Annotated in this window: 16 protein-coding genes; 10 read left to right on the top strand and 6 right to left on the bottom strand. The window is 66.0% G+C overall.

Annotation, left to right across the window (positions count from 1 at the left end; all coding sequences use genetic code 11):
• Positions 1-4 precede the first annotated feature (4 nt).
• Together DFO47_RS14730 and manA are read left to right on the top strand one after the other, a co-directional pair.
• Entirely contained in the window at positions 5-1,648 is a 1,644-nt protein-coding gene (locus DFO47_RS14730) for an LCP family protein (RefSeq protein ID WP_133832139.1), read from the top strand.
• A gap of 33 nt (positions 1,649-1,681) precedes the next feature.
• Entirely contained in the window at positions 1,682-2,926 is a 1,245-nt protein-coding gene (gene manA / locus DFO47_RS14725; RefSeq protein WP_133832138.1) for a mannose-6-phosphate isomerase, class I, read from the top strand.
• Here manA and DFO47_RS14720 read toward each other — a convergent pair.
• Positions 2,923-3,966, bottom strand: a complete 1,044-nt coding sequence (locus DFO47_RS14720) for a peptidoglycan bridge formation glycyltransferase FemA/FemB family protein (RefSeq protein WP_109863456.1) — start codon at positions 3,964-3,966, stop codon at positions 2,923-2,925. The two genes, manA and DFO47_RS14720, sit on opposite strands and share 4 nt — an antisense overlap.
• Positions 3,967-4,055: 89 nt before the next feature.
• A complete protein-coding gene (gene glpX, locus DFO47_RS14715; protein WP_018761877.1) occupies positions 4,056-5,078 on the bottom strand; it encodes a class II fructose-bisphosphatase in 1,023 nt (340 codons plus the stop codon).
• Positions 5,079-5,216: 138 nt separating this feature from the next.
• On the opposite strand from glpX, the gene DFO47_RS14710 reads away from it, so the two are divergent.
• The 5 genes from DFO47_RS14710 (at position 5,217) to DFO47_RS14690 (ending at position 10,594) form a co-directional block, all read left to right on the top strand.
• Positions 5,217-5,984 carry a DUF4245 domain-containing protein gene (locus tag DFO47_RS14710; RefSeq protein WP_240617805.1) on the top strand — a complete coding sequence of 256 codons (768 nt, stop codon included), beginning with the start codon at positions 5,217-5,219 and terminating at the stop codon, positions 5,982-5,984.
• 9 nt (positions 5,985-5,993) lie between these two features.
• Positions 5,994-6,608: a carbonic anhydrase gene (locus DFO47_RS14705; RefSeq protein ID WP_018761879.1), complete on the top strand. Its 615-nt coding sequence runs from the start codon at positions 5,994-5,996 to the stop codon at positions 6,606-6,608.
• A gap of 87 nt (positions 6,609-6,695) precedes the next feature.
• On the top strand, positions 6,696-8,123 hold the full coding sequence (locus DFO47_RS14700) for a class II fumarate hydratase (RefSeq protein ID WP_018761880.1): 1,428 nt from the start codon (positions 6,696-6,698) through the stop codon (positions 8,121-8,123).
• A gap of 129 nt (positions 8,124-8,252) precedes the next feature.
• On the top strand, positions 8,253-8,924 hold the full coding sequence (locus DFO47_RS14695; protein ID WP_133832137.1) for a TetR/AcrR family transcriptional regulator: 672 nt from the start codon (positions 8,253-8,255) through the stop codon (positions 8,922-8,924).
• Positions 8,921-10,594: an MDR family MFS transporter gene (locus DFO47_RS14690; RefSeq protein ID WP_133832136.1), complete on the top strand. Its 1,674-nt coding sequence runs from the start codon at positions 8,921-8,923 to the stop codon at positions 10,592-10,594. Before DFO47_RS14695 ends, DFO47_RS14690 begins: the two co-directional genes overlap by 4 nt.
• A 169-nt stretch (positions 10,595-10,763) precedes the next feature.
• Here the strand turns inward: DFO47_RS14690 and DFO47_RS14685 are convergent, their stop codons facing one another.
• Positions 10,764-11,234 carry an NUDIX domain-containing protein gene (locus tag DFO47_RS14685; RefSeq protein ID WP_109863460.1) on the bottom strand — a complete coding sequence of 157 codons (471 nt, stop codon included), beginning with the start codon at positions 11,232-11,234 and terminating at the stop codon, positions 10,764-10,766.
• A 44-nt stretch (positions 11,235-11,278) separates the two neighbouring features.
• Positions 11,279-11,824, bottom strand: a complete 546-nt coding sequence (locus tag DFO47_RS14680) for an A24 family peptidase (protein ID WP_133832135.1) — start codon at positions 11,822-11,824, stop codon at positions 11,279-11,281.
• 60 nt (positions 11,825-11,884) lie between these two features.
• Here DFO47_RS14680 and DFO47_RS14675 point away from each other — a divergent pair, with 60 nt between their 5' ends.
• Positions 11,885-12,679 (top strand): hypothetical protein, encoded by a 795-nt coding sequence (locus DFO47_RS14675; RefSeq protein ID WP_133832134.1) that lies wholly within the window; start codon positions 11,885-11,887, stop codon positions 12,677-12,679.
• A 42-nt stretch (positions 12,680-12,721) separates the two neighbouring features.
• Positions 12,722-13,369 (top strand): GNAT family protein, encoded by a 648-nt coding sequence (locus DFO47_RS14670; protein WP_133832133.1) that lies wholly within the window; start codon positions 12,722-12,724, stop codon positions 13,367-13,369.
• A gap of 265 nt (positions 13,370-13,634) precedes the next feature.
• Here the strand turns inward: DFO47_RS14670 and DFO47_RS14660 are convergent, their stop codons facing one another.
• Together DFO47_RS14660 and DFO47_RS14655 are read right to left on the bottom strand one after the other, a co-directional pair.
• The gene (locus DFO47_RS14660) at positions 13,635-15,053 is read right to left on the bottom strand and encodes a PhoH family protein (RefSeq protein WP_109863464.1); all 1,419 of its coding nucleotides are present in this window, start codon (positions 15,051-15,053) and stop codon (positions 13,635-13,637) included.
• A 239-nt stretch (positions 15,054-15,292) separates the two neighbouring features.
• The gene (locus tag DFO47_RS14655) at positions 15,293-16,054 is read right to left on the bottom strand and encodes an isoprenyl transferase (protein ID WP_018761888.1); all 762 of its coding nucleotides are present in this window, start codon (positions 16,052-16,054) and stop codon (positions 15,293-15,295) included.
• Between the two features lie 253 nt (positions 16,055-16,307).
• On the opposite strand from DFO47_RS14655, the gene DFO47_RS14650 reads away from it, so the two are divergent.
• A complete protein-coding gene (locus DFO47_RS14650) occupies positions 16,308-16,949 on the top strand; it encodes a hemolysin III family protein (RefSeq protein ID WP_043424022.1) in 642 nt (213 codons plus the stop codon).
• Positions 16,950-16,952 lie beyond the last annotated feature (3 nt).

Here is a 16,952-nt window from a genome sequence, read left to right as displayed (position 1 = left end):
GGGAATGGCCAGCAGCACGCAGCAGCCGGGCACCGGAGCGATTTTGACTGATCCGGTCCGTTACCCGGCCGGCGCTTCCCCGGCAGTCCGCACCAAACGGGCCTTCGTGTTGGTCCTCCTGACGCTGCTGGTACCGGGAAGCGCCCAGCTCGTGGCCGGCGACCGGAAGCTGGGCAGGATCGCGCTGCGCACCACGCTCTGTGTCTGGGCACTCCTGGCCGTGGCAGTGGTCCTCCTCCTGCTGGACCGGACGCTGGTGATCAACGTGTTCACCAACCCCGTCACGTCACTGGTCCTGGTGATCCTGCTGACGGCCCTGGCTGTTAGCTGGGCCCTGCTGTTCGTCAACACCCTGCGAATCATCCGCCCGGTCCTGCTGGCACCGCCGGCCCGCCCCGCTGTCGGGATCGCCCTGGTGCTGGCCTTGGTCCTTGGCAGCGGGTCCCTGGGCTACGCCGCCTACCTTCTGAACGTGGGCCGTAATGCGATCGGCAGCATTTTCTCGTCCGGGCCCGCCATTGAGCCAGTGGACGGCAGGTACAACTTCCTGATGATGGGCGGCGACGCCGGAGACGACCGCACCGGTCGCCGCCCCGACAGCCTTTCCGTGCTGAGCGTTGACGCCAAGACCGGCCAGACAGCCATCATTTCCATCCCCCGGAACTTCCAAAATGCCCAGTTCAGCGCGAACTCGCCCATGCGCGCCATCTACCCCGACGGCTACGACTGCGGGGACGAATGCCTGATCAACGCCATCAACACCGAGGTCACCAACGAGCACGCCAATCTCTACCCGGGCGTGGCGGACCCTGGGGCGCAGGCCACCCTGGAGGCCGTATCCGGCACGCTTGGCATGGACATCCAGGCCTACGTCCTGGTGGACATGGACGGCTTTTCCAAGTTGATCGATGCCATGGGCGGCATCAGGATCAAGGCGGGCGGCTGGGTGCCCATCAGCGGTGAAACCATCAATGAAGCCAACGGCATCCACGGCATGCCCTTGGGCTGGATACCGGCCGGCGACAACACCCTGGACGGCTACCACGCCCTCTGGTACGGGCGGTCACGCGAGTTCGTGGACGACTACGCCCGCATCGCCCGCCAACAGTGCGTGCAGCAGGCCATGCTCAAGCAGCTGGACCCGGCCACCCTGCTGTCCAAATTCGAGGACATTGCCAACGCCGGCACCAAGGTGGTGGAGTCCAACATTTCCTCCACCCAGCTGGGCAGTTTTGTGGACCTGGCCATCAAGGCCAAGGGCAAGGAGGTCAAGCGGCTCACCATCGGGCCGCCGGACTTCGACCCCGCATTCTCCACCAACCCCGATTTCGACCAGATCCACGACCGTGTGGACCAGCTGCTGGCGTCGGCGTCAGGAGCCCAGGCAACAGGGGCGTCCGACGACACGATCAACGCACCGGCAGCCGGTGCCGGGCACGTCCAGGCGGCAGGACCGGCCGGGCTTTCCCGGGCCATGACCGGAGGACTGCCACAGGAGTCCACGGCGCCGTCGGACTTCACACCGGTGACCACCACCCCCGGCGGCGAGCCGATCACGGAGCAGATGCTGGACGATTTCAAGCGCCAAGGCAACGAGCAGGCCATCCGCAACCTCGTGGCCACCAACGGCCAGTGCGCCGCACTGTAGCCGTCCCATCACACCTAGGGAAACGGAACATCCTTGTACCAGATCGAGAACGTCCTTCGGGATTACGCATGGGGCTCGACGACGGCGATCGCCTCGCTGCTCGGCCGCCCCGAATCCGGGCGGCCCGAGGCCGAACTGTGGATCGGCGCGCACCCTGATTCGCCGTCGGTGGCCCACATTTCCGAGGACGGCGGACGACGCCCGCTCGACGACCTGATCGCCACCGACCCTGAGCATTTCCTGGGTGCGGAATCAGTGGCCGCTTTTGGCCCGCGGCTGCCCTTCCTGGCCAAGATCCTGGCCGCAGCCCAGCCGCTGTCCCTCCAGGTCCATCCCAGCCTGGAGCAGGCAAGGGCCGGGTTCGCGCGGGAAAAGGATGCAGGGCTCGACCCCCATGCCGCCAACCGGAACTACAAGGACGACAACCACAAGCCGGAAATGATCTTCGCCCTCACGCCGTTCGAGGCGTTGTGCGGGTTCCGCCCGGCGGCCGAGACCCGGAAGATCCTGGACCACGTTGCCGGGACCTTTCCGTCACCGGATGAGTGCCCTGTCCTGGTGCAGGACCTCTTGTCCGACCTCTCCGCGGAAGATGAAGGCGCCGGCCTGCACGATGCCTTCGAACGGCTCATCACCGGCGGGCAGGCCGTGGCCGAGGCTACGGCCCTGGTGGTGGCAGCATTGCTTTCAGGAGCTCCCCTGGCGCCGTACGAGGCCGAGCTCGGAACCGTCATCAGCCTCAATGAGAAGTACCCCGGCGATCCCGGAGTCCTGATCTCGCTGCTGTTGAACAGGATCTCCCTGCAGCCCGGTGAGGCCGTCTACCTGCCGGCAGGAAACGTCCACGCGTACCTCCATGGCCTCGGCGTGGAGGTCATGGCGTCCTCGGACAACGTCCTGCGCGGCGGCCTGACCCCCAAGCACATCGATGTGCCGGAGCTCCTGAAGACCATCGACTTCCACCCGGTGGCCGTTCCGATGCTGCACGCCGGGAGGACCATGATGGACCAGGAGGTGTACCGGCCGCCGTTCGGGGAGTTCCAGCTTCAGCGCATCGAGTTGGGCCCGGACTCCGGCCCCGTCCCGTTGGCCCAGTCCGGCGCCGCCGTGGTCATAGTGGTGGCCGGTGCCGTCTACCTGGACTCACCCAAGGGCGACCTGGAACTGTCCCGCGGTTCCAGCGCGTTCGTGGCCGCTGCCGAGGCCCCGGTCAACGTCCACCGGGCAGCAGGCAGCAGCGAGCCTGCCCTGGCCTTCGCCGTGACTACCGGACTCTAGCGCCGCTTCATCAGCCCCTGCGCCCGGCCCGCCGCGCCCTTGACCAGCCGGCGGGCCGCCTGGAGGCCTTTGCGGGCCAGCGGCATGGCTGTGGAGTACGCGGGGTAGAACGGCGACAACGGCTTTTCCCAGGTCCCCAGGAGCATGTCCTCATGCTTGGCGAACTGCTTCTTGAAGTCGGAGATGCCGTCGTTGAGGAGGCCGTTGAAGTCATACCGGCTGCAGCCGTCTTCCCGCATCAACTGCAATGCCGCCCACTTGACCCCGTAGTTCACGCGCTGCTTCTGGCCCTCGGCGGACACGCCGCCATAAAGTTCGAACGCGGTGGTGCCGCTGCGGGAAAGCCACGTGAACGCAAGCATCTGTTCGCCGTCGAAGGCTGCGACGATGGGCGAGGCGTCCCCCAGGTTCCGGAAGATGTCGCGATAGTACTGGTCCTCGTGGATGCCGAACCCGGCACGTTCCGCCGTGTCGTGGTAGATCGCAAGCACCTGCTCCAGCTCGGAGTCGTTCTTGACCTTGCGGAATTCCACGTCGCTGCGCATCGCCTTGCGGATGTTGGCCCGCGTTGACTTGGACATCTCCGCCATCAGTTCATCGTCTGACCGGGTAAGGTCCAGGATCAATGTCCTGGGGATCAGGACGGTGTTTGCCGATTCCCGGAAGCCGGCCGCGGCGACGGCACCGGCGAAGGCCGAGCCGCGGTCCCAGTCGGGTTCGATGCTGAGGGCAACGCCGCGGTGCCGAAGGGCTGCGTGCTCGGCCAGCCGGTTGAGCACCTCCTGCGCATTCTCCACGGTGCACATCGGACCGCGAGGGATGTAGACCAGGGCTCGGAAGGGTGCAGGCAGCTTCCGGACCAGGAGCTGGGCACAGCCAATGGTTTCGTCACCGGCCTTGACGAGGACCCGGTCCACGGACCAGCCGTGCATCGCCTTGGTCTCTCCCCAGCCCCACAGCTGCTGCGGGTGGCCCTGGAACCGGTCGACATATTCGTCCCAGAGGGCGCGGTCAATACAGGGCACAACGGCAGGAATCATGGCTTAAACCCTATACCAAGGCGTTAACGCCAAAGCCCCGGCAGCGCGCATGGCGCCCCGGGGCCCTGGTATCCGTTTCCGGATGCGGATCAGCTCTTGCGGGCGTAGCCCTCCCACTTGCTGGCTTGGTGCTCGCCATCCACGAAGCGGATGGTTCCCGACTTTGAACGCATCACGATGGACTGGGTCAGGACCTTGTCCTTGGAGTAGCGGACGCCCTTGAGCAGGTCTCCGTCGGTGATGCCCGTCGCGGCGAAGTAGCAGTTGTCGCTGGAGACGAGGTCATTGGTGGAAAGCACGCGCTCCAGGTCGTGGCCGGCGTCGATGGCCTTCTGCTTCTCTTCGTCGCTGGTGGGCCAGAGGCGGCCCTGGATGACGCCGCCGAGGGACTTGATGGCGCAGGCGGCCACGATGCCCTCAGGGGTACCGCCGATGCCCATCAGGGCGTCCACGCCGGTGCCGGAGCGGGCCGCCGCGATGGCCCCGGCGACGTCGCCGTCCATGATGAACTTGGTGCGCGCGCCGGCTTCGCGGATTTCCTCCACCAGCGGGCGGTGCCGGTCCCGGTCCAGGATCATGACGTTGAGCTGGTTCACCTTCACGCCCTTGGCCTTGGCGATCAGGTGCAGGTTCTGCTTGACCGGCAGGCGCAGGTCAACCATGTCCGCCGCTTCGGGACCGGTGACGAGCTTTTCCATGTAGAACACGGCGGAGGGGTCGAACATGGAGCCCCGCTCGGCGACGGCCAGGACGGCCAGCGCATTGTTGATGCCCAGGGCGGTCAGCCGTGTTCCATCAATGGGGTCCACGGCAACGTCCACCTCGGGGCCGGTGCCGTCGCCGACGCGTTCGCCGTTGAACAGCATGGGGGCTTCGTCTTTTTCACCTTCGCCGATGACCACAACGCCGTTGAAGTGAACCGTCTGCAGGAAGGAGCGCATGGCATCGACGGCCGCACCGTCAGCGGTGTTCTTGTCGCCGAAGCCAACCCAGTGGCCGCCGGCAATGGCCGCGGCCTCGGTGACGCGGACGAGTTCAAGGGCAAGGTTGCGGTCCGGCTCGTCGTGGCCCACCGCAAGGGACGGTGAAATCGTGGAGTACTTCTGGGTCATGGACGCTGGTGACACGTGAACCTCTTCTTCGAGTGGCGATCATTGAACCCGCTTGCCGGTGCAGCAGAGCGGTGATTCCTCTGGTACCGATCATAGTCGCGGCGCCGCTCGGCGGGCGGCCCATGACGCTGCGGCGCAATGTGCCCGGACATCCGCCTCCGCGGCCTGCTGACCCCCGAATGGAACTACGGCTCCGGGATGGGCGACTATAGAGAAGTGAATGACATGCAGGAAGCCACCAGCCCCAATTCCGGCCAGGCACAGCCCGAGGGCCGGCCCGAGGCAGCAAAGGCCGGTGCGGAAACCCCCGTAAAGCCCGTCATTCCGGCGGCGGCCGCCAAACGGGCCAACGCCTCGGTGATCGGAATGATCATTGCCCTGGTCCTCAGCATTGCCGCGTTCCTGCCCGTGGTCCTCATGAACCCGCAACCGAAAAGTGACGGCTACCGGCCGGACATCGACGTCGCGTCGGTGGCCCGGAACGCCGCGGATGTGGCCGGATTCACACCCGTCGCACCGGATACCGGCAACGCCTTCCGCGCCAACTACGCGCGGTGGGAGGCCGGGACGGGCAGCGGCGTGCCCACGTGGGAAGTCGGCTACCTGACGCCCAAGACCTCATTCATCGCCCTCGTGCAGACCAAGAGTTCCAACCCCACTTGGCTCCTCCAGCAGACCAAGAACGCCCCCGTCACGGGTACCCGGAACGCCGGCGGCCAGGACTGGGAACTGCGTGACACCGGCAAGGGCGAAAAGTCGATGATCCTGAACTACCGGGGCAGCACCGTCATCCTCTCCGGCGCCGCCCAACTGGACGAATTCTCCACGCTTGCGGCCGCCGTCGTGACCTCCCTGGACAGCAGCCCGGCCGTCACAGTTTCACCCTCGGCGGCCCCCACGCCGTAAAGTGGGGCCGTGACGACTAACCTGACCCCTGCACTGGCCTGGCGCCGCCTGCGCGAAGGCAACGAACGTTTCGTAAACGGCGAGTCCTCCCATCCGAACCAGAACGCATCCCGCCGCTCATCGCTGGTGGAGACGCAGAATCCGTTCGCGGTGATCTTCGGCTGCTCCGACTCCCGGCTTGCGGCGGAAATCATCTTCGACGTCGGCCTGGGCGACGTCTTCGTGGTCCGCACCGCCGGCCAAGTGATCGACGACGCCGTCCTGGGCTCCCTGGAGTACAGCGTGGGAGTGCTCAACGTGCCCCTGATTGTCATCCTCGGCCACGACAGCTGCGGCGCCGTGACAGCCACCAAGGACGCCGTGGAGACCGGCGAGATGCCGGCAGGCTTCATCCGCGACCTCGTCGAGCGCATCACGCCCTCTGTCCTGACCTCGCTGCGCAACGACCAGCACGAGGTCAACGACATGGTGGTGGAGCACGTCAAGCAGACCTCGCAGCGCCTGGCGGACAGCTCCCGTGTGATTTCCGACGCAATCGAGGGCGGCCGCACCGCCGTCGTCGGCCTTTCCTACCGCTTGGCGGAAGGCCGCGCTGACCTGGTTTACGGAATCGGCGAGCTGTAGCCACACCGCCAAGGGGGCTGCACGGGACCTCCGTGCGGCCCCCTTAACGGTTTTCGATGGGGCCCCTGATCGCCATAAGCTAGCCCCATGACTTCCACTGAAGAGTTCCGCATTGAACATGACACGATGGGCGAAGTCCGCGTCCCCGTGAACGCACTGTACCGCGCGCAGACGCAGCGGGCAGTGGAGAACTTCCCCATTTCCGGCAAGACCCTGGAACGCACCCACATTGAGGCGCTGGCCCGGGTCAAGAAGGCTGCCGCCCAGGCCAACGCAGAACTGGGCGTGCTCGACGGCGAGCTGGCCAAGGCGATTGCAGACGCTGCCGACGAGGTGGCCGCCGGCAAGTACGACGGCGACTTCCCCATCGACGTTTTCCAGACCGGCTCCGGCACCTCCTCGAACATGAACACCAACGAGGTCCTGGCAGAGCTGGCCACCCGCGCCCTGAAGGCTGCCGGCAGTGACAAGGTGGTCCACCCGAACGACCACGTCAACGCTTCGCAGTCCTCCAACGACGTGTTTCCCACCTCGGTCCACGTCGCCGCCACCTCCGCGCTGATCAACGACCTGATCCCCGCACTGGGCTACCTGGCCGAGTCGCTGGAGCGCAAGGCCGTTGAGTTCAAGGACGTGGTCAAGTCCGGCCGCACCCACCTCATGGACGCCACCCCGGTCACCCTGGGCCAGGAGTTCGGCGGCTACGCCGCGCAGGTGCGCTACGGCATCGAGCGGATCAACGCCTCGCTCCCCCGCGTCGCCGAGGTGCCGCTGGGCGGTACCGCCGTGGGGACCGGCATCAACACCCCCGCAGGCTTCCCGGAGCGCGTCATCGAACTGCTCGCCACGGACACCGGCCTGCCGCTGACCGAGGCGCGCGACCACTTCGAAGCACAGGCAAACCGCGACGGCCTGATCGAAGCCTCCAGCCAGCTGCGCAACATCGCCATCTCCTTCATGAAGATCAACAACGACCTCCGCTGGATGGGCTCGGGCCCCAATACCGGCCTCGGCGAAATTGCCATCCCGGACCTGCAGCCGGGCTCCTCCATCATGCCGGGCAAGGTCAACCCGGTCATCTGCGAGGCGTCCATCATGGTGGCAGCCCAGGTCATCGGCAACGACACCGCCATCGCCTGGTCCGGCACCAACGGCGCGTTTGAGCTCAACGTGGGCATCCCGGTCATGGCCGCCAACCTGCTTGAGTCCATCCGGCTGCTGGCCAACACCAGCCGCGTCATGGCGGACAAGATGATCGACGGCATCACCGCCAACGTGGAGCGCGCCCGCTTCCTCGCCGAAGCTTCCCCGTCCATCGTCACCCCGCTGAACAAGTACATCGGCTACGAGAACGCCGCCAAGATCGCCAAGACCGCCGTCAAGGAGGGCCTGACCATCCGCCAGGCCACCGAGCAGCTTGGCTTCGTCGGCGACGGCGACGGCAAGGTGTCAGAGGCAGACCTGGACAAGGCCCTGGACGTCACCACCATGACGGCTCCGGCGCACAAGGCATAACCCGCCGCAGCGTCCGACGGCGGCCGGCACCTTTCGCAGGAAAGGTACCGGCCGCCGTCGTCCGTTTAAGCCCCTGCCGGCTCCCAGCAAAACTTGCACTTGTTTTCACTTAGTGCAAAACTTTACTTTGTGGGTAACAGTGCAACTTCGGATCCCGGACTCCGCGAACGCAAACGGGCCGCCACCCGGCGCGCCATCACCGCCGCTGCCCGCAGCATGACCGCCGAGCACGGGCTCAACGGTTACACCGTGGAGGAAGTCTGCGAGGCGGCGGCTATCTCACGCCGGACTTTTTTCAACTACTTTCCCACCAAGGAAGACGCCATCATCGGCCACGCGGACGATGACGTCCCGTCGGCGGTCATCGACGACTTCGTGGCCGGCGGTTCGGATTCACCCGCCGGTGCCATCTCACCCACCCTCTTCCGGGACCTTGTCCGGCTCTCCCTGTGCCTGGCCGAGGACATGACGGAGTCCGAGGAAGATACCCGGCAACTGATAGGCGTGGTCCGCAAGGAACCGCAGCTCATCCTCCGCATCATCGGCGTCACCGAGCACCGGGAAGCCCAGTTCGCCAAGGACGTGGCACGGCGCGAAGGCGTGGCCCCGGACCACCCGGTGGTGCAGATGGCCGTGGTCCTGCTGAGCACCATCGCCCGCAAGAGCAGCATGGCCTATTTCTCCGACGGCAACACACGCCCGTACCGGGACCTGCTCCTGGAGAACATCTCCGCTGCCAGCCTGCTCTTCTCCCAGCCATTCGACATTCCGGACACCACCGCCGCAGAAGGACAATCATGAGTACCGCCACCACCAAGGCGCCGGCAGGGCCACTGCTGCTGACGCAAAAACGCATCTGGATCATCTTTTCCGCGCTGATCGCCGGAATGCTGTTGTCCAGCCTGGACCAAACCATCGTTTCCACCGCCATGCCCACCATCGTGGGCAAGCTGGGCGGCGTGGAACACCAGGCCTGGATCACCACGGCCTACCTGCTGGCCACCACCATCGTCATGCCCATCTATGGCAAATTCGGGGACATCCTGGGGCGCCGCAACCTGTTTTTGGTGGCCATCGCCCTCTTCACCCTCGCCTCCGTGGGCTGCGCACTGGCCACGGATTTCTGGGGCTTCGTCATCTTCCGCGCCATCCAGGGCCTGGGCGGCGGCGGCCTGATGATCCTGTCCCAGGCCATCATCGCCGACATCGTGCCCGCCAAGGAGCGCGGCAAGTACATGGGCCCGCTGGGCGCCATCTTCGGCCTGTCGGCCGTGGCCGGCCCGCTGCTGGGCGGCTTCTTCGTTGACCACCTCACCTGGGAGTGGGCCTTCTACATCAACATTCCGGTGGGCGTTGCCGCGTTCGCCATCGCCTGGTTCGCCCTGACGCTGCCCAACAAGAAGGCCGAGAAACGGATCGACATCCTGGGCGTGGTCCTGCTCTCCGCGGCCACCACCTGCCTGATCTTCTTCACCGACTTCGGCGGGAAGAAGGACGAAGGCTGGGATTCACCCCTCACCTGGGCGTTTGGCGCCGGCCTGCTGGTCTCCGCGGCCGCGTTCGTGCTGGTGGAACGGCGAGCCGAGGATCCGATCATCCCGTTGAGCCTGTTCGGGAACCGGATCTTCATCAACGCCACAGCCATCGGCTTCACCCTTGGCCTTGGCATGTTCTCCGCCATCGCCTTCGTCCCCACGTTCCTGCAGATGTCCTCGGGCACGTCGGCCGCAGAATCCGGGCTGCTGATGCTGCCCATGATGGCCGGCCTCATGGGCACGTCCATCTACTCGGGCATCAGGATCTCCAAGACCGGCAAATACAAGATGTTCCCCATCCTGGGTGCCGCCTTCACCATGGCCGCCATGCTGTGGATGACCACCCTTGCCGCGAGCACCCCCATCTGGGTCATCTGCCTTCAGCTGTTCGTGTTCGGCGCCGGGCTGGGCCTGATCATGCAGGTAGTGGTCCTGGTGGTCCAGAACTCCGTCCCCGCGGACCAGATCGGCACCGCCACCAGCACCAACAACTACTTCCGCGAAGTTGGCGCCGCCATGGGCGTCGCCGTCTTCGGGTCAATCTTCACCACGCGCCTCTCCGAGGCCTTGACCGCTGCCTTCACGGGGTCGGGAGCCTCCGCCGAGCAGGCCGGGCAGTCCACCCGGACGCTGGACCCGCAGGCGTTGAGCCAGCTTCCCTCACAGTTGCGCGACGCCATCGTGAACGCCTACGCCGATTCGCTGGCACCCGTGTTCTGGTATCTGCTGCCGTTCATTGCCGTGGCACTGCTGCTGGCCCTGACGCTCAAGCAGATCCCGTTGTCGGATACCGCCGGTATGGTGGCACGCGGCGAGGCAGTCGGCGGGGAGGAAGCAGAACGGCTCGCTGCCGGGCTGCCCGCCAGCTCCGCGGCCCGCGCTGCAGACGAGCATGCCAAGGACGACGACGGCGAGCTGGTCTCCCCGGGCCGCTGACCGTCGTCGGACGCCTGGCGCAGCCGTGGCTGGCCGGGTGCCGGGCCTGGGCACCCAGGGCCGGCTGAGACCAACAGGGACGCCGCAATCTTGGGGGTTGCGGCGTCCCTGTTCCGTACCGCCAACCTGGCACCGGGCCCGGCCGGGAACGGGCAGGCCCCGAGCACCCCTACGGCTCGAAGTAGACGGCTCCTGCCGGCGTCAGCGCCTGGCGGATGCTGGTCAGGTGGCCCGGCATGAGCTCGGGAAGCTCGTCCAGTCCGAACCAGCCAACCGCCAGGGACTCGTCATCGTTCACCCTGGCGTCGCCGGACACGTAGCGGCACAAGAACACGACGTCGAGGAATTCGCAGACGTCGCCGTTCGGGTAGGTCACCGGACCTACCGCCCCCACGGATACCACGCGTTCGGCTTCCGCCACCACGGCCGTTTCCTCAAAGATCTCCCGGACCAGGCCCCGGGCAGGCTGCTCCCCCGGGTCCAGCATCCCGCTGATCAGGGCCCACTGCCGGTTGTCCGCCCGCTGGGCCAGCAGGATCCTGCCCCCGTCATCGACCACCACGCCCCGTACGCCGGGAACCCAGAGGGGGTCGTTGCCGATCTTCTTGCGCAGTTTCAGAACGTATTCAGGTGCAGGCATAATGCCAGCCTACCCAAGGCCAAAGACGTCCCAAGGCCGTAAACCTAAGCCGGCAGCAGCATGGCGGCCGCGGCCCCGGCAAGCATGAACGGGCCAAACGGGATGGCGGACTTCAGCGTTCCCCTGCGGGCCGCCAGGAGCGCCAGCGACCACAGGCCGCCGAGCAGGAACGCGAGGAAGGTGCCGGCGAAGAGATGTCCCCAACTGAGGTAGCCAAGGTACATGCCCAGCACGCCCGCCAGCTTCACATCGCCGAATCCCATCCCGGGCGGATAGGCAAGGCGAAGGACGAAGTAGAAAAGCCAGAGGATCGCAGCCCCCGCCAGCACCCTGACAACAGGCATGATGGGGTTGCCGTTCGGATCCCCCGCGGCCGCCACCGCCCCGCCCCAGCCCGTCGCCGCTGCGGCCAGGAGAAGGAATCCTGCCACGGCATAGGAGGGAAACACGATTCGGTTGGGCAGGAGATGGTGCCGGACATCGATAACGGTGAGCCGCACAGCCATCACCACAAAGTGGAGGCAGGCGGCCAGCACCAGCCAGAAGGCCACGGGGGTGTACTGCCACAGGTCGCCCAGTCGTCCGATCACCCCTCGGATGCTACTGGATCCGGCAGTACCGGCCGTAGCGCCGCCGCGTAAACTGTGGATATGTCGACCTGGGAGTCCCGGCGCCGGACGGTTCCGGACCCTCCTGGCACACCCGCGGATCCGGCTGCCGCGTTCCGGAACCTGTGCCGGTCATCCCCCTGGAAGTGGCAGTCCCTGAGGTTCGAGTACTGGGACCAGCCATTCGATGCGGCTCCCGGACCGGGGGCGCCGTTCGTCCGGGCGTGGCTGCGGCGGCCCGGGGCGCTCCGGCTGGAGAGTCCGGATGGCCTGGTGCTGCACAGCACCACCGGAATCAACGATTCCCGTGGTGACTTCTACGTCAGCTCCACCCGCAAGTCCTGGCTCCTGCCGCCCCATTTGGTCACCCCCGTCTATGACGACGCCGGACAGGTCCGCCGCAGGCCTGAGGCAGCGTACGGCGAACCAGGTTTCGGCAACGGACGCTTCTCGGCCGCCCTGGACCCCGTTGAGCTCGCCGGCAACGCTCCGGTTCCCATCGAATTCCCGGGCAGCAACGCACTGGACATCAAGGACATCCACCATGTCGAGCACGAAGGCAGGGCCGCCCTGGAAGCGGTGGTGGTCCCTAACGCCGCCTACCACCCGGGGGATGCCGCTGCTCCGCTGTGCCTTCCCGGGCGCACGCGCCTCCGCGTGGACGTGGGCACCGGGGTCTGCGTCGCCAGCCGGTCACTGGAACCGGGGACCGGTGATTACGGGCATTGGATCCGCATCATTGCCGTGGACGAATACATGCTTGATGACCTGTTCCTGGCCCAGTCCATGAACCTCACAGACGTCCGGCGGCACATCACCTGGGACCTCCCCGCCTGAGCGTGACAGGTACCGGCGGTGACGATCAGCTAGGCTTCGCGGATGACTTCCCTGAGCTCCATCTGGCCCCTGTTCGACCTTCGGCTGGCCACACCCCGGCTTGAGCTCCGGCCCATCACCGATCAGGACGTGCCCGCCGCCGTGGCAGCGGCCCGCAGCGGCATCCACGAGGCCGGCCGCAACCCGTTCAGTATGCCCTGGACGGAACTTCCGGACGACGAACTGGGCCCGAACATGGCCCGCTGGTACTGGCGGTGCAGAGCCGAATGCTCCCCGGAAAACTGGACGTTGCTGCTTGGCATCTGGCACGAGGGACGTTTTGTCGGCTGCCAGGACATTGGTGCCAAGGACTTCGCAAGCCTCAAGACCGTCAGCACCGGCTCCTGGCTTCAGCAGTCCGTCCAAGGGCGCGGACTGGGCACGGAGATGCGTGCCGCCGTCGTGCTCTGGGCCTTTGACTGGCTGGGCGCCGACGTGGCCGAATCCGAGGCCGCATCCTGGAACGACGCCTCCCTGGGCGTCTCGCGCTCCCTTGGCTACGAACTGAACGGGATCACCCGCAAAGCCTGGGGTACCAAGGTCGAAACGCTCCAGCACGTCCGCCTCACCCCCGAAACGTTTACCCGCCCCGAATGGACGCTGAAGGTGGAGGGCCACGAAGCAGCGGCAAAGTTCCTGAAGGTCGCGTAAGTCCGGGCTGGGTTGGCCGGGCAGTGGCCGGGTTCGTCCGCTTCGAGCCCTTCGCCGTCGCTTAGACACCTCCCGGCGCGCCGCTACGGTCGCTGGGCGACCTGCGCAACGCTCTGGTCGGCGATGCGCTCCTACGCGAAGGACTCGAACCGGACATGTGCGCAGCTCGCCGAACGACCGCAGGCGCCCCTATGCGTCGTGTCTAAGCGACGGCGAAGGGCCGTGGCCCGGCGAACCCGGCCACGGCCCTTTGCCAATCCCGGTACTAGCCTTCGAGCAGCTCCGTCACCAGGGCGGCGATCGGGGACCTTTCGGAGCGGGTGAGGGTGACGTGGCCGAAGAGCGGGTGTCCCTTCAGGGTTTCGACGACGGCGGCGATTCCGTCGTGGCGCCCGACCCGGAGGTTGTCCCGCTGGGCGACGTCGTGGGTAAGGACGATCTTGGAGTTCTGGCCCATTCGGCTCATCACCGTCAGCAGCACGTTCTTCTCCAGTGACTGCGCCTCGTCCACGATCACGAAGGCGTCGTGCAGGGAGCGGCCGCGGATGTGCGTGAGCGGCATGACCTCGAGCATGCCGCGGTCCATGACTTCCTCCACCACTTCCTGGCTGACCAAGGCCCCGAGCGTGTCGAAGACGGCCTGGGCCCAGGGGTTCATCTTTTCGGATTCCGAACCGGGCAGGTAGCCAAGTTCCTGGCCGCCCACGGCGTAGAGCGGCCGGAACACAATCACCTTCCGGTGTTCGCGGCGTTCGAGTACGGCTTCGAGGCCCGCGCAAAGGGCGAGCGCCGATTTTCCGGTGCCGGCGCGTCCGCCAATGGACACGATGCCGACGCCCGGATCCATCAACATGTCGATGGCGAGCCGCTGCTCGGCGGACCGGCCGTGGAGGCCGAAGACATCTCGATCGCCCTTGACCAGGCGCACCTGCTTGTCCGCCCCCACCCGGCCCAGGGCCGAGCCGCGGTTGGAAAGCAGGACCAGTCCGGTGTTGACGGGCAGTTCCGCCGCGGCGGGGATGAACACGGGTTCGTGCCCGTACAGGGTAGAGATCTCCTGTTCGTCGGCTTCGATTTCGGCGACACCGGTCCAGCCTGAGTCCTTGACGAGCTCATTGCGGTATTCGTCGGCGGTAAGGCCCATGGCGGACGCTTTGACCCGCATGGGGAGGTCCTTGGAGACCACAGTGACGTTGCGGCCCTCGTTGGCCAGGTTCTTGGCGACGGCAAGGATCCGGCTGTCGTTGTCACCGCTGCGGAAGCCCAGTGGCAGTACCTCCGCCGAAATGTGGTTGAGCTCCACCACCAGGGTGCCGCCGTCGTCACCAATGGGAATGGCCTGATTCAGTCCGCCGTGCTTGACCCGGAGGTCGTCCAGGAGCCGCAGGGCCTTCCGGGCGAAGTAGCCCAGTTCGGGGTCGTGCCGTTTTGCCTCAAGTTCGGTGATCACAACGATTGGCACCACGACTTCATGCTCGGCGAACCGCAGGAGTGCCCGGGGGTCCGAGAGCAGGACTGACGTGTCGATGACGAAGGTGTGGATGTCGGCTTCCCTTCCGGAGACAGCGAAACCGGCCGCAGCATCAGTTGCTGCGCCGGTTTCAAAAGTAGCGCGCTCGGCGCGAGAGGTAGCTTTTCCGCCCTGTCCAGCCAGGACCTCGGGCAGTCGTTCAGAAGTAGCCACATCGACTCCAGCCCCGGGCACCAGCCCGGAATTGTTATTGGTGAGGCGGCTCGGCCACGAGGCCGGGTCCGGCCTCCCATACAACCGGTGCGATGTTTCGCTCCATGTATTGGCCTCCCCGATCAGCCGGCGGTTTTGCCTGCTGATGGATATAACGTAAATCCACCCGGCCAAGTTTCCGCAACCATTACGCGGCGATTCCCGTTGCGCATCGATTAACTCGTGCTGAACCGGGGGTGTCAGGCGCCGAAGCGCCGCTGCCGGCCGGCGTAGTCACGCAGGGCGCGGAGGAAATCGACTTTTCGGAAGGCAGGCCACAGGGCCTCGCAGAAATAGAACTCGCTGTAGGCGCTCTGCCACATGAGGAAGCCGGAGAGCCGCTGCTCCCCCGATGTCCTGATCACCAGGTCCGGGTCAGGCTGGCCGCGGGTGTAGAGGAAGCGCGAGATGTCATCGACGCACAGGTCGTCGGCGAGCTTGGAAATGTCCATGCCCTTGGCGACGGCGTCGTGCAGGAGTTCGCGGACGGCGTCGACAATTTCCCGCCTTCCCCCGTACCCGACGGCGACGTTGACGTGGATCTTTTCCCGCACCGGAGTCCGCGCAGTCAGCTTGTTGAGCCGCTCGGCCAAGTAGTCCGGAAGCAGTTCAGGGGCACCCATCGCGTGGACGGAAATATTGGCGTCGTCATCGAGCCGGTCCAGCGTGTTGGCGATGATGCCCATCAGGAGGTCCAATTCCTCGCTGGACCGGTTCATGTTGTCAGTGGACAGCATGTACAGCGTGACCACCTTGACGCCGAGTTCCTGGCACCAGCCGAGGAACTCATGGATCTTGTCCGCGCCCGCCTGGTGGCCTTGGCTGGTGGGGGCGTTGAACTGCTTGGCCCAGCGCCGGTTGCCGTCTACCATGACGCCAATGTGGCGGGGAATCCGGTCGCGCGGGAGATCCTTCAGCAGCCGGCGTTCGTAGTAGCCATAGAGGAACCCGGGCAACTCCACGCGTCCACTCACCTGACTTTCCTGCCGTACGTACATCCACATCCTAGGCTACCGCCAGCAGCGCTCCGGGACGCGCCGGGGTCCGGGAGGCGGATCCGACGCTAAAAGTTACCAACGAGTAACTTACCGATGCGTAAGTTATTCTGGACCAATGAACAGCGACGCTCCGCACAGTTCCCGGCCGTCCGGGCCGGAGGGCAGCAACCCCGGCGACGGGCCCGGGCCCAACGCAGTGGATGATGCTGCCGTCCGCCTGGCGGAACTGCTGATGATCAAACCGAAATGGCGGGGTTGGATCCACACCGTCACCGCCCCGCTGGCGCTTGCCGCGGGCATCGTCCTGGTTGTCCTGGCCCCTACCGCGGACCGGCGGATCACCTCTGCCGTCTTTGCGGCCACCGGCGTGCTGCTGTTCGGTGTCAGTGCCGTCTACCATCGCGGAAATTGGTCCCCACGGGTCAAGCTGGTCCTCAAGCGGCTGGACCACACCAACATCATGCTCGTCATCGCCGGCACCTACACGCCGCTGGCATGGACGCTCCTGGAACGCCCGCAGGCGGTGATCCTCCTGTGGGTCATCTGGTCCGGGGCCATCCTTGGCGTGCTGTTCCGGCTGTTGTGGACCGATGCGCCCCGCTGGCTGTACGTGCCCATCTACATCGCGCTGGGCTGTGGCGCCCTGTTCTACCTGCCGCAGTTCTTCCAGGCGAGCCCGGCTTCAGCGGTCCTGATCTGCGTGGGCGGAGTTCTCTACATCACCGGCGCCGTCTTCTACGCCCTGAAGAAGCCAAACTTCAGCTACCACCACTTCGGCTTCCACGAACTGTTCCATGCACTGACGGTGCTGGCTTTCGCAGCGCACTTCGTTGCCATCGCACTGGCCGTCCTGGCCTGACGC

It is taken from the genome of Arthrobacter sp. AG258 (assembly GCF_004364695.1).
Classification (GTDB): Bacteria; Actinomycetota; Actinomycetes; order Actinomycetales; family Micrococcaceae; genus Arthrobacter.
The sequence above is the reverse complement of the archived record's forward strand: the minus strand, read 5'-3'. Positions and strand labels throughout refer to the sequence as shown.

Bases quoted from the DNA above. Each gene is read 5' to 3' on its own strand.
- DFO47_RS14700 (WP_018761880.1), top strand. From the start codon at position 6,696: ATGACTTCCACTGAAGAGTTCCGCATTGAACATGACACGATGGGCGAA.
- DFO47_RS14710 (WP_240617805.1), top strand. From the start codon at position 5,217: ATGTGCCCGGACATCCGCCTCCGCGGCCTGCTGACCCCCGAATGGAAC.
- DFO47_RS14720 (WP_109863456.1), bottom strand. From the start codon at position 3,966: ATGATTCCTGCCGTTGTGCCCTGTATTGACCGCGCCCTCTGGGACGAA.
- DFO47_RS14685 (WP_109863460.1), bottom strand. From the start codon at position 11,234: ATGCCTGCACCTGAATACGTTCTGAAACTGCGCAAGAAGATCGGCAAC.
- DFO47_RS14730 (WP_133832139.1), top strand. From the start codon at position 5: ATGGCCAGCAGCACGCAGCAGCCGGGCACCGGAGCGATTTTGACTGAT.
- DFO47_RS14670 (WP_133832133.1), top strand. From the start codon at position 12,722: ATGACTTCCCTGAGCTCCATCTGGCCCCTGTTCGACCTTCGGCTGGCC.
- DFO47_RS14690 (WP_133832136.1), top strand. From the start codon at position 8,921: ATGAGTACCGCCACCACCAAGGCGCCGGCAGGGCCACTGCTGCTGACG.
- glpX (WP_018761877.1), bottom strand. From the start codon at position 5,078: ATGACCCAGAAGTACTCCACGATTTCACCGTCCCTTGCGGTGGGCCAC.
- DFO47_RS14675 (WP_133832134.1), top strand. From the start codon at position 11,885: ATGTCGACCTGGGAGTCCCGGCGCCGGACGGTTCCGGACCCTCCTGGC.